Raw genomic sequence first — 13,720 nt, 5'->3', positions numbered from 1 at the left:
CTTCCTTCAACCTTTTGTTGTTTTTTATATAATTTATATACAATTTTCCATCTAGTATTTACAAAACAGGCAGATCGTATTGATCTGCCTGTTTATATTTTAAAATTACTTTAACTAATCGTCTGATTATTTAGCAAAAGTCTGAAGCACTTTACCCGTTAAGGTTTGTCCTAACAAAGGGGTGTTTTTCCCTTGCGATAAAATAGTATCTTTGCTTACTGTCCAGTTTAAAGCAGGATCTACCAATACCCATCCGGCTTCATCTTCCCAACGTGAGGTCATATTGGCAACCTGCGCTGGTACGCTCGTTACTTTAGCAACCCATTCGAGTGGTTCGAATAAACCCTCATTAATGAGTTGAATCCCTAAAGATACATAGGTATCAAAAGCTGTAATACCCGGCTGAGTTTCTGCAAATGGTGCCATTTTTGCCGAACTGCTTAAAGGCTCATGGTGCGTACAAATTGCATCAATTACACCTTCTTTTAATCCTTGACGTAAAAGTTCTTTATCTTGCTCAGAACGCAATGGTGGGCGAACGTGTGCAAGTGAATTAAAACCGTCTATTAAATGTTCAGTTAAATGTAGCTGGTGCATTGCAACATCGGCAGTCACAGGTAAGCCCTTTGCTTTAGCAGCACGAATTAGGTCAACCGATGCACCACAAGACAACAAACCAAAGTGAGCTTTTACGCCAGTTGCTTCAATCATAAGCAAATATTTGGCAATCGCTACAGTTTCAGCAAGCGCCGGAATCATTGGCAGACCTTGGCGAGAAGCAATAAAACCTTCGTGTGTACATCCATCTTTAGCAATCTGTGGTTCTTCGGCATAGAACACAACCGTTAAGCCAAGACCCGCTGCATATTCCAAAGTACGAATAACCACATCATCATTTTCAAAAGCGGCGTTGGCATTTGAAACAGCAGTACAACCACCCTTTTTCAGGCCAGCCATATTTGCAGGTTGTTTACCATTTAAGCCTTGCGTCTGAGCACCAATGATATGCATATGAATGCCACCATCAAGCCATGCCTTTTCAATCAAGCCATGAATAAGCGCACCGTTGTCTTGTACAATCGGCTTTGAATCTGGTGGGGTAATGACATGCAGAATACCATTAGTACGTGCTGCCTTACCTTCAGATTTAAGTGTACCGTGTTGCTGTTGACCAGGTTCACGTAAACGTGCGCACAAATCAACCATGGTTGGCATTAACCATTTGCCTTGGCCATCAAGTGTTTGTTCAACTTGCTCTACCGCAGCAACCAGTTTGCCATTTTGAATATATACGGTTTGTACGTTGTCGGTTTTCTGGATTGGGTCTAACACACGTACATTTTCAATTTTTACAATACTCATGTGATCCATTCCTTACAACGTAATCGCTTCAATTAAACCTTGCTCTTGGAGTTGGCCTTGCATTGACAGTGCCAACACAGCCATACGAACAGCAATACCGTTAGTTACTTGTTTTAAAATAACCGACTGGTCTCCATCCGCCACACTTGAGTCAATTTCCACACCACGATTCATTGGTCCCGGATGCATCACAATACAGTCTGGTTTAGCCAAACCAAGACGTTCTTTGTTTAAGCCATACATTCGGTAAAATTCAGACTGTGAAGATAATGCTGGAGAGTCAATACGCTCATTTTGAATACGTAGAGCAATAATCACATCACAATCTGCGATTCCTGCATCCATGTTGTTAAACAAGCGGACATGCTCGCCATATTCAGGAAAGCCCACTGGTAATAACGTATTCGGTGCAATCACACGAATATCTTTACAGCCTAGTGTTTGTAATGCTGCAACATCAGAACGTGCTACACGAGAATGTTTAATGTCACCAATAATGGCAACGCTCAACTCTTCAAACGGTTTCTTTGTTTCACGGCGAATTGTAAGCATATCGAGCATCGCTTGCGTTGGATGGGCATGACGACCATCTCCAGCATTAATAATCGCGACCTTTGGACACACATCTTTAGCAATGAAATGTGCAGCACCCGAAGATGAATGGCGGACAACAAAAATATCGGCAGCCATTGCCTCAAGGTTCCAGAGCGTATCTCGTAGCGTTTCACCTTTTGATGTACTTGAACGTGCAATATCAATATTCAATACATTGGCAGACAAGCGTTTTGCTGCTGCTTCAAAAGTAGTACGAGTACGGGTGGAGTTTTCAAAGAAAAGATTCATCACCGTCAACCCTTCTAAGAGCGGACGGTTAATTAAATTATTATTATCATCTAAAAAGCTTTGTGCGGTATCTAAAATCTTAGTGAGGTTTTCTTTTGAAAGCCCCTCAATTGTTAAAAAATGTTTTAAATTTCCGTCTTGATTGAGCTGAACCTGACTCGGCTGATGCAACGCTGCAATATGCATAATGGATTCCTATGGGTCGAATCGCGAAAACGTGCATAGTGTAGCTGAATTCCGCTCTTTTCGCAGAAGAACTTTACAGAATAAGGCCCTAAATTGACCAGAAAATTTAAGACCGTGATCTAGACTATCTCAATGCACCTATATAATGGTGTGGAACTTGTGCCCGATAAATGTCTTCGGCGGTGATTTCTGAATCTTCATTGGCTTTAACAACAGCAATTTTTTCTTTTTCAGAAGGTTCAGGTAGCGTGTCTACCAACATTTTTAATCTCTCAACGCATCGTCTTAAATCGTCATCTTCTGTTTCTAATGCCAGCGCAATTACATACTTTGCGTAATCTTTATTTTGAATCACGTACATTGCATCTATTACTCGCCCTGTCACTCTACGCATACGTACATATATTTGTGTGGTTACTGAGAAAGCATCCGCATTAGCAATAAAACCTTTCCCCATCATGTCTTTCATTTATAACATCCCCATCCATTAAAATTATAAAAATGGTTAAAAACCGACTATGTCTGTTAAATAAATAACCATCCATAATATTGGTCTAGCAAAATACATACCATTTTCAAGCTATTCCTCTTTAAAAATCAGTTTATTGGTTGCTAAATGATAGGTTGCAATAATTTAAAAACCTTTAGGCATCAAAATACGTTAAACTTTGCATCGTTAATATTTATATGTTTTGGTCAATCGAGTTTATGAATACCTCTTTACGTTTAAACCACTATTGGATTACTTGTGCTGATGGTTTAGAACCCCTCTTACAAGAAGAAATAGAACAACTTGGCACCAAAGTGACAGAACGTAAAGCAGGACGTTTAATCATTGAAGGGACGCTTGAAGAAGCTTACCGCATTTGTATGTGGTCGCGTCTCGCTTCTCGTGTTTTACTTCCTATTCATACGTATGAACTTGAATTTACGCATGATGCCCGTGATGTAGCAGAAGAGCTTTATGAAGGCGCAATGAGCTTTGATTGGTCGCTTATTTTTGCACCACAAAGTACTTTCGCAATCCGCTTACATGCAGAACGTGAAATTATGGTAAATACGCAATTTGCTACATTGCGTGTAAAAGATGGCGTTGTTGATTCCTTTATGGAAGCTGTAGGTCGCCGTCCTAGCATTGACACCAAACAACCAGAAATTACGATATATGCTTTGGCAGGTAAAACTGAACATACTTACTGCCTAGATTTATCAGGTGACTCGCTACATAAACGTGGCTACCGTCGTTTTATGACGGATGCACCAATTAAAGAAAACCTTGCTGCTGCAATTTTACAAAAAGCTCAGCTCAAACAGCGTAATCCAGAGATTATACTTGACCCTATGTGTGGTTCAGGCACATTTATCATTGAAGCATTAATGATTTTAACTGACCGTGCACCCGGACTTGTTCGCCGTTTCGGATTTAATGGCTGGCATGGTCATGACCGCGACCTTTGGCTTTCAATTAAAGCAGAAGCAGCAGAGCGTCACGAAAAGGCACTTGAGTTACCTTTACCTAAATTTTATGCCTACGATGCAGACTGGGAAGCAATTAAAGCAACCCGTGAAAATATTATTGCGGCAGGCTTTGAAAATGTATTAGGTCAGATTCAAATCGAAGAACGTACTTTAGCTGACTGGCCAGATTTTGCTGCTGAAGGCAAAACTGCATTTATTGTGACTAACCCGCCGTATGGTGAACGTTTAGGTGAAAAAGCTTCAAACCGTTCTCTATACCTAGGTTTATCAGCACTTTTACAAAAACATTTTCCAAATCAATATGCAGCAATTATTGCAGCTCAAATTGAACAATCTGATGTTTTAGCGTTTGAAGCACCTGAAACTTTACGTTTAATGAATGGTAAGTTGCCAATCTATATTCGTTTCGGTGTAATCAAACCAGAAAAAGTGAATCAACCATTTTTAGTAAATTGGCAAGCCCAACCTATTGAGATGGAAGAAGCACAAGACTTCGCTAATCGCTTGCAAAAAAATATGATTGCCTTGAAAAAATGGGCAACTAAAGAAAATATTTATTGCTTACGTTTGTATGATGCAGACTTACCTGACTTTAATGTCGCTGTTGACTTATATGGTGACCGTTTACACGTTCAGGAATATGCACCACCAAAAACAATTGATCCTGAAAAAGCTAAAAAACGTTTTAATTTAGCGCTTGCTGCGATTCGTGCTGTTACTGGTTTAAACCGCGATGCCATCTTTATTAAGACACGTGCACGTCAAACTGGTACAACTCAATATACGAAACAAAGTACGGCTTCAAAACGTTTTATCGTTCAAGAAGGTAAAGCTAAAATTTTAGTTAACCTGACTGACTATCTCGATACAGGTTTGTTCCTTGATCACCGTCAGATGCGTTTACGTATTGCTCAAGAAGCACGTGGCAAACACTTCTTGAACTTATATAGTTATACGTCTACTGCAAGCTTACATGCTGCGCTGGGCGGTGCTGCCAGCACAACAAGTGTAGATTTGTCGAATACCTACTTAAACTGGTCAAAAGAAAACTTCGTTTTAAATGGCTTAACTGTAGATCACCCAGATGAACAACACATGTTCTTTGCCAGTGACTGTTTTGAGTGGTTAAAAGAGGGTCATGAACAATACGATCTTATTTTTATTGACCCACCGACATTCTCAAACTCGAAAAAATTCTATGGTACATTCGATGTACAACGTGACCATGTTTCACTTATTAAACGCGCAATGAACCGTTTGCACAGTGAAGGTACGCTCTATTTCTCGAATAACTATCGCGGTTTTGAAATGGACGAAGAAATTGAAGCTATTTTTCAGATTGAAGAAATCACTTCTGAAACTATCGGTCTTGATTTTAAACGTAACCAAAAAATCCACCGTGCATGGAAAATTCAGCACCCTGCTCTAGATCAATATTAATGAAACCAGAGGTTATTATTACTTCACGGTAATAATAACCTCGCCATGAACATTTTTTGACTCAAAATCATATTTAGTAAATCGATCTGCTCTTTCAGGTAATGCAATCATTTCTAACTTCTTCTTTTCTTTATTATCAATAACATGATTCTGTTTTTGTTCTTGATAAGGCGAAAGTACGCTAGTTCTAAGCGCATTCCATCGAACTTGCTGTAAATAGTTATCTCCTAATGCCTGCCGCACTTGTTGTTGTTCTATCGCAGGTTTTTTGGCATCGTCCTGAGCTTTCGCAATAATGACGGGTAAAGACGTGGTTATCGCTCCTGTTTGAGTTGCAAGCGCACTTTCTGACATTGGTTGTGCTGCCCATGTATTTGATAATAATACAGATACACCGCTCAAAATTCCCAGCATATACCCTTGTTTATTGTTCATTTCATTCATCCTAAAATTGTTATTGTTTGTTATATCGAACAAAATTAACAATTTTTTGAGCATGTCGCAATGTTATAAATAAACTTCCCGACCATTAACATGGATCATTTTAAAATCTGATTTTTTTCACAGAGATTTTTGAATATTCAATTCGTTTTATAGATTGTTATCTCAGACTTGAACGATACCTCTAAATCACTTACTGTGATTTTATAATTTATTTGTATTTGATTTTATTTATAAGTAGACACAATACGAGGTGACATAATGCTTCAGCAGTGCTGCCAATTATTAGAAAATCTTCAACTTAAAGTCGCATTTATTGAAAGTGCCAGTTCTGGTTATTTGACTAGCCAATTTTCCATTCATAAAAATAGCGGTGCAGATATTTTACTCGGCGGTTTAGTCAGTTATGACCCCAGCATTAAAGTTAGTATTTTAAATATCAATCCAAAGTTAATAGAGACTTACACAGCAGAGTCACCACAAGTCACAGAAGAAATGTGTAAGCTGGGTCAAACGTTATTTCAACAAGCCGATCTTATTGTAAGTTGTACTGGTCTATTAAAATCTGGAGGGAGTGAAACTCCAGAAAAGCCTGTAGGTACTTTTTTTATCTGCATTTCTTACCAAGAGCATATTTATCATTACCATTATTTTTTATCTGGCCACCCCGAACAAAAATTAAGAACATTAACTCAGAAAGTTTCAGATGCCGTAGTTGCTTTACTCACATCAACAACACAAACAGCCTCACCATAAAAAAAGAGAATATGTTTCCATATTCTCTTTTCGGTTTTAGCAGAAAAAGCTTAGCTGAGTTTCATTTTATCGAAGACTAAATGCCCATTTTCGCCTTTAACCAAAATGGTATCGCCTGCGACAAAATCACCCGACAAGATTTTTTGAGCTAATGTGTTTTCAATCTGTTGTTGAATCGCACGTTTCAATGGGCGCGCTCCATATACAGGGTCGAAACCAGCATCAATCAATAAATCAAAGGCAGTATCATCTACAGTTAAACTCATATCACGATCAACAAGTCGTGAACGTAATCGATCCAACTGAATATCGGCAATGCCTCGAATTTGTGCTTTCTTGAGTGAATGGAAAATCACAAGCTCATCAATCCGGTTAATAAATTCCGGACGGAAATGCTGACTTACCGCATTCATTACAATGGCACGCACGTCATCATCTGTTGCACCCTCACCTAGCTCACGTACATCTTGTGAACCTAAGTTGGATGTCATCACAATAACCGTGTTTTTAAAGTCGACTACTCGACCCTGTGAGTCTGTTAAACGTCCGTCGTCCAACACTTGTAGCAAGATATTGAATACATCTGGATGCGCTTTTTCAACCTCATCAAACAACACCACACTATATGGTTTACGGCGAACAGCTTCAGTTAAAACCCCACCTTCTTCATAACCCACATATCCTGGAGGCGCACCAACCAAACGGCTGACCGAATGTTTCTCCATGAATTCACTCATATCGATACGAATCATAGCATCATCACTGTCAAACAAGAAGTTCGCTAGCGCTTTTGTTAACTCAGTTTTACCAACACCTGTTGGCCCCAAGAACAAGAATGAACCACTTGGACGATTCGGATCGGACAAGCCTGCACGCGAACGACGAACTGCATTCGAAACGGCAACCACAGCTTCATCTTGCCCTACAACGCGGTCGTGTAAAAAACCTTCCATATTAAGTAGCTTTTCACGCTCGCCTTGCAGCATTTTCGCAACTGGAATTCCGGTTGCAGCACTCACGACTTCAGCAATTTCATTTTCAGTTACTTTAGTACGAATAAGTTTTGGCTCTTCGTTCTCTTCTGCAACTTCATCTTGCTCAAGTTGTTTTTGAAGCTCTGGAATTACACCATACTGTAAACGTGCTGCTTCAGCCAAATCACCCTCACGCTGAGCCTTTTCAAATGCAATACGCGCTTTATCAAGTTCAACCTGAGCTTGTTTAGTACCTTCTACAAGAGTCTTCTCAGATTTCCAGATTTCTTCCAGATCGTTGTATTCTTTCTCGACTTCAGCAATCTGTTTTTCAAGATGAGTAACTTCGGCTTTACTGCCTACATCTTCATCTTTTTTTACAGCTTCCAATTGCATTTTCAACTGAATTAAACGGCGATCGAGCTTATCAAGCGCTTCTGGTTTGGAGTCAATTTCCATCTTAATACGAGAAGCTGCTTCATCAATCAAGTCAATTGCTTTGTCTGGTAATTGACGATCTGTAATGTAGCGATGAGACATTTTTGCCGCAGCAATAATCGCTGAGTCTAAAATCTGCACACCATGGTGAGTGGCATATTTCTCTTTTAGACCACGTAAAATCGCAATGGTATCTTCAACACTTGGTTCATCAACCAACACTTTTTGGAAGCGACGCTCTAATGCAGCATCTTTTTCAATATATTGGCGATACTCATCTAAGGTTGTTGCACCTACACAGCGCAACTCACCGCGCGCCAATGCAGGTTTTAACATGTTCCCTGCATCCATTGCGCCATCACCTTTACCTGCGCCTACAAGCGTATGTAGCTCGTCAATAAACAGGATGATTTCGCCTTCATGTTTTGCCAAATCTTTTAAAACAGCTTTTAAGCGCTCTTCAAACTCACCACGATATTTAGCACCAGCAAGTAATGAACCTAAATCTAATGATAAAACTCGTTTGCTTTTTAAGCCTTCTGGTACTTCACCATTTACAATACGCTGTGCCAAACCTTCAACAATAGCGGTTTTACCAACACCCGGCTCACCAATGAGTACAGGGTTGTTTTTTGTACGACGCGATAAGACCTGAATAGTACGACGAATTTCATCATCACGCCCAATCACTGGATCAAGTTTTCCCGCTAAGGCACGTTCAGTTAAATCAATCGTATATTTATTAAGTGAGTCACGCTGATCTTCGTGATTATTACTCATGACTTTGTCACTACCTCGAATATGTTCAATAACTTTACGTAAGCTGTCAGGAGTTACACCTACGGCACTTAAAATATTTTTAGTTTCGCCTGTCTCTGCTAAGCCTAATAGAACCCAGTCAGTTGATAAAAATTCATCACCCGCTTTTTGCGCATATCTATCTGCCAGATTAAGTGCTTTAACGGCTTCAGGGTTTAAATTGACATCTCCAGTCGGATTCGCAATGATCGGAGCATCTTTTATAGCTTGCTCAAGCTTTTGTTTAAGTTCAGGTAACCGTGCACCTGCTTGTTGCAACAAACTAATATTTGATGGCTCTTGTAATAGGGTAGACAAAATATGAATACCTGCGATCGCGGTATGGTCTTTACCCATCGCTAAAGATTGAGCATCTGAAAGGGCTTGCTGCAAGCGGTTTGTAAATTTTTCAAAACGCATTCTTGTTATTCCTCACAACAAATTTGTACTTGTCTAATAGATGGGAACACTTCTTCAGATTTCAAATAAATTTTTATATATTTTTCATAATGTTATTAAAACAACAATGAGTAAAACTCCATTATAATATGGGTTTATGAATGATCTATTTCAAGTACATTTTGTATAATTTTTAAGAGACAGCAAAAATGTCATGTTTTTATCTGAATTTTTATAACAAATGGCAATTTGAAAGCTGTGATATTTTTAAAAGTTATAAATATTAAAATAATTGAAGGCAGCCTTTATTTAAAAAGACTGCCTTAACAAAATGATTAATCAATTAATCTATTGATGAAATGGGCATCTTGCTTGTTCTGTTTTTTCTTTGGGTAAGTCTGGCGTTGACACTGGACGACGCTGATGTTGCTCTTGAATAGTAGGGAACACAGATGTAAAGAAGTTTGACCAACCACCAGTACGTACTCTTAACAAATTATATTGCTCAGGTGATGTCACAGCTTGAGCAAATGTTTCTGGGTCAGCTACTGTTATTGTTAAAATATTAGATGAACTACCTTGACTGAATTGCTTCAGGATAGCTACAAGTTCTTTAACTCCAAAGTCTTCACCAATATTAAAATCTGTAGGTGCTCCATCAGCCATTAAGTCTGTGCCGATACCATCAAAACCTTGTAAAGCACGGCTAAACTCAACTTTTTGATGATCAATTTCCAAATCTGCTGGACTTGGTGATGGACTTAGATCAGAAGCTACTGTCGTACCTAAACGGCGACCATCAGCACTCGCACCATTCCATGCCCCCATTTCTACATGATTTTCAAAAGTTCCTACACCCGGTTGAATCTGAATACCAAATGGATGCTCTGTTGAACCATAGCGTTCAGCCAAACTTTTAAGACTTTGTGCGAATTGTGGCCATGGATGAGTAAATGTCTTGACTGATATCTCAGCAATCATTTTAACAATCTCATCACCTAGTTTATCAACTTCAGAACTCCCTCGCCCATAACGTGGTTGTGCCAAAGCAATTTCACGTAAGCGCTTATAACGATCCGCTTGAGCAGCAATACGGGCATGACCAGCTAAATTGCTAATAAATGGCTCAGTCATTTTATATCCCCAGTCACAGCACAGACACTCTAATAGTTCAGGCAATGTAGTAACTGCAGTTAACGGGTCAAAAACCATCGCCTTAATGGCATACAACGAGTTAATCGTATTACTGAGCGAGATATAACACGGTCCATAAATATTATATTTAGCACCGCCACTATAAAAATCTTGCCCTTTAGCCAAGCAGTCATCCATCAAGATATTTAGAATTGGAGATGGACAAATATCTGTATTGGCACCGTAACCTAGAATTTGCCCATTGAATGCCTTGCGATTGAGCAATTCAAAATGCTGTTTGTATAACTCTAATAATTCTTCAAAGCTATCAATCTGATCGGCAGGTTTAGTATTTAATGAAACAGTTTGCCCAAACAGATAACTTTGTCCGGCACTTGAAATTGTTTTACCCTGATTTAGTGCACACTCCAACGGCTGTAAAGTTGAGAAACCACCTAAAGAGAACCAGTTTTCGCCTGGGAACTGAGGTTCATAACAACCATCGCAAGCATAATTTTGAGCTGAACGAATATCGACTTTAGAATTCCAAGTTGGCAAATTAGTGAGTGTATCTCCCCCTACACCATTTCCACTCTGGTGAAGACTAGGAATGAGTTTTTCATCATTTAATAAAATTGGATGAGCACCACCAGATAAAATTGCATGGGCAGCTTCTTCTAAAATATCTTCAGGAATATCTTTTCGGGTTCTTAAAGACAAACACGGGGCATTTAATGGTAAGCGACCTGATGCACGAATGAATAATTTGGTGACCTCATTGTAAGCTGGTTTGGTTTTTAAAAAATCTGCTTCACCATCAGCTACTGTGCCACCCACTGTAATCTGTTGAATCCATTGCCCCAATGATGCTCCTTGAGGATAAGGGCCTGAACTGCCACCCATCGCAAGATTACCGAAAGGTTGATGATCTTCCATAAAAATACGGTTCTGCTGTACTTTTTCATCTAACTTAATATAGAACGCATCGATAATTTCTTGCGCTTCTTCAAGCGTAGCCGAATGGTTGTCCAAGAAAGGTTGCAACAGTTGATCCATTCGTCCAAATGCGGTTGGTTCCCCATTTAAATGCAAACAGCTATGCAATGTAAAAATAAATTGAACTGCCTCAATAAATGTCTCTGGTTTACCCTTCGACAACTTTTCCATTCGATGACCAATCGCAGTTAAATTATCTTTTTCAAATTTTTGTCCTTCTTGCATCTGCCCTGCAATTTTAAATGCGAGTTTTGAGTAATTTAAAAAATATTCAGAAATACCTTTCAATGCCAATACTGAAGCTTGATAGAAATCTTTCTTCTCTGGAGTCTGAGCATTATTTGCATGTTTAGCAATTTCTTGTTGTAGACCAGCTAAACCTAAATCTAGTGCTTTTTTATAATTCGGAATAACATGCCCTACACCTGAGGCTTCACTTAAGTTACGCAGAAAGCCCTGAAGACGCTCCTCCTCAGATAAATATTTCATTACATAGCGGCCTTCACCCAAAGTCAGGTTTGGCATAGCTCCAACAATAATTTCATCAGGCATAATGCGATACGTATCTGATCCATAAATGACCTTACCTTCACATTCACGTCTACTCGAATAGGGAATCATTTCACCATTTTTTAATAATATTTTCCGTCCACGGAAACCATATTTTTCTGATGAGAATAACTGTAAGCTTAATCGGATGGCCCAGCCTTTACGTAGCATAATTGATAAACCCATAATATTTTCAGGCTTATCATGGATATTAAACTGGTTAATGTAATAATCTACACCTTGCTCAATTTCTTCTTGTTTTCGATTGAAATACCAGTTGTCTTGCCATAAAGAAAATGTATTCTCTAGTAGACTTAAAATACGATTAGAAGGTGGATTAAAAAAATCACTATGGGGATTTAGCCCAGTCGCCATATTAAAAAGATAATTACTGTGGTTGTAATACATTAACCCATTATCAGAACTGTTCGTATAATGTCGATCAAAACGCGTCCAGTCCATACCTGGGAATGACTCCCAATCCATGTTGTCGTTGTCGTTCAGATAATTAAAATTATTTAAATATTCTGGAGCATCGTCTAATTTTAAATCTTTTAAACTCGGAACATAGAAGATACCGCCCAAGTCTGAGTGAAGATTATTGAATAGACGATCATTCATGAAGCCTTTCATGGAATCTTGTCTTGGTCCAATTTGGTTTGCCATCACTTCTTCTAAAATGGCAGCAGTTTTTGCAAAACCAGCAAAGTAAATCCCTTCTTCATCTGCTTTAGTTACCGATTTGGGTACTCTAAAACTTGAATTTGCCTCAGCACGGCCAAACGGTAAGCCCAGACGCAAAACAGGTGTAGTATTTCCATTTTCATCTTGCACACGAGAAGCTTTAATGTGCGAACGGCTATCACGGTCTGGAATAATCGTGTCGTCAGTTTTACGTCCAATCAAATCTTCAATTTGATCTTCCGACATCATGTTGATTTGATCCCAGTTAATCAGAAACCTTTGAGATAAAATGTATGAACCACCAAAGTGCTCAATATCCTCTGCACCAATTAAAGTATGCTTTGCCAGTGAAATTGGATCAGACGGATTATTTAAGTTCTCAGAAAAACGACAACCTAGAACCTTACCATTGCGACCAGTTTTAGATTGTGAAGCAGTAACCTGACTCACTACTTCCTTAATATCTGAAGCTAAAAATTTCTTAATATATTCCTGTAATATCTTACATGCATTAGCATCATCACTTTTCACATGCAGCCAAATATCACCATTCGAGTTTTTAAAACTTTCATTAGAATCAGTAAAAACTTTTGAGATATTTGGATTTTTTTCTTCTGGATAATGTAATTGCATTCCTTTTGGTCGTGATAAACCATCTTTTTTACAAATTGCATCCCAGTTATCAAAAGATACTCCAATCGCCAAAGTTGTATTTTTACTAGAAAGTGCAGGATTCTTATTGACCTCTTGACGCACAGCTATCATTAACTGACGAATTCTTTCCCGTGTAATCTCTTTATTAAGCCAAACCGTACTAAAAATTGCATGGGGTGAAGGATAAACCAACCCACGTTGCATATATTTCCATACTTCAGTAAAACGATTTTCATAAGAGTTATTTAACATTATATTAAAGTCCTTTAAAATATTTATATAATAATTAGAATTTTGATTACAAATTTAACCAAAAAATCATTATTGACAATAAAAATTAAAATAACAAGATATTTAAAATAAAAGAAAAATACTAAGGATTAACAAACAATTTTAATAAAAAATGAGTTTAGAAAATTTAAAATATAAGATAAAAAAATATAAAAACAAAGATGAATATATTAAAAAAATACTGAATTATTAAAATAAAATAACAAATAAAACTCATTGTTAAAAAAATTAAAATATCTCTTAATTAAAACTTACTGATATAATCTCTAATATTCTTTTATAAAATTATTGTTGTT

General features: G+C 38.1%; 8 protein-coding genes. 2 read left to right on the top strand and 6 right to left on the bottom strand.

Annotation, left to right across the window (positions count from 1 at the left end):
• Window positions 1-126 precede the first annotated feature (126 nt).
• From MSG66_RS08225 to MSG66_RS08215, 3 genes are all read right to left on the bottom strand, one after another.
• Entirely contained in the window at window positions 127-1,362 is a 1,236-nt protein-coding gene (locus MSG66_RS08225; RefSeq protein WP_324653546.1) for a dihydroorotase, read from the bottom strand.
• A 12-nt stretch (window positions 1,363-1,374) separates the two neighbouring features.
• A complete protein-coding gene (locus MSG66_RS08220; protein ID WP_324653544.1) occupies window positions 1,375-2,391 on the bottom strand; it encodes an aspartate carbamoyltransferase catalytic subunit in 1,017 nt (338 codons plus the stop codon).
• A 124-nt stretch (window positions 2,392-2,515) separates the two neighbouring features.
• The gene (locus tag MSG66_RS08215) at window positions 2,516-2,860 is read right to left on the bottom strand and encodes a hypothetical protein (protein ID WP_324653542.1); all 345 of its coding nucleotides are present in this window, start codon (window positions 2,858-2,860) and stop codon (window positions 2,516-2,518) included.
• 239 nt (window positions 2,861-3,099) lie between these two features.
• On the opposite strand from MSG66_RS08215, the gene rlmKL reads away from it, so the two are divergent.
• Entirely contained in the window at window positions 3,100-5,310 is a 2,211-nt protein-coding gene (gene rlmKL, locus MSG66_RS08210) for a bifunctional 23S rRNA (guanine(2069)-N(7))-methyltransferase RlmK/23S rRNA (guanine(2445)-N(2))-methyltransferase RlmL (RefSeq protein ID WP_042897915.1), read from the top strand.
• Window positions 5,311-5,328: 18 nt separating this feature from the next.
• Here the strand turns inward: rlmKL and MSG66_RS08205 are convergent, their stop codons facing one another.
• Window positions 5,329-5,745, bottom strand: coding sequence for a hypothetical protein (locus tag MSG66_RS08205; protein ID WP_042897912.1), 417 nt, complete (start codon window positions 5,743-5,745; stop codon window positions 5,329-5,331).
• A 267-nt stretch (window positions 5,746-6,012) separates the two neighbouring features.
• On the opposite strand from MSG66_RS08205, the gene MSG66_RS08200 reads away from it, so the two are divergent.
• The gene (locus MSG66_RS08200; protein ID WP_324653539.1) at window positions 6,013-6,507 is read left to right on the top strand and encodes a CinA family protein; all 495 of its coding nucleotides are present in this window, start codon (window positions 6,013-6,015) and stop codon (window positions 6,505-6,507) included.
• Between the two features lie 50 nt (window positions 6,508-6,557).
• Here the strand turns inward: MSG66_RS08200 and clpB are convergent, their stop codons facing one another.
• On the bottom strand, window positions 6,558-9,137 hold the full coding sequence (clpB, locus tag MSG66_RS08195) for an ATP-dependent chaperone ClpB (RefSeq protein WP_262472970.1): 2,580 nt from the start codon (window positions 9,135-9,137) through the stop codon (window positions 6,558-6,560).
• Between the two features lie 327 nt (window positions 9,138-9,464).
• Window positions 9,465-13,385: a Dyp-type peroxidase gene (locus MSG66_RS08190; protein WP_324653535.1), complete on the bottom strand. Its 3,921-nt coding sequence runs from the start codon at window positions 13,383-13,385 to the stop codon at window positions 9,465-9,467.
• Between the last annotated feature and the right edge of the window lie 335 nt (window positions 13,386-13,720).

The sequence above is a fragment of the Acinetobacter sp. IK31 genome, assembly GCF_035615195.1.
Classification (GTDB): domain Bacteria; phylum Pseudomonadota; class Gammaproteobacteria; order Pseudomonadales; family Moraxellaceae; genus Acinetobacter; species Acinetobacter calcoaceticus_C.
This window is presented reverse-complemented; position numbering and strand designations above follow the sequence as displayed.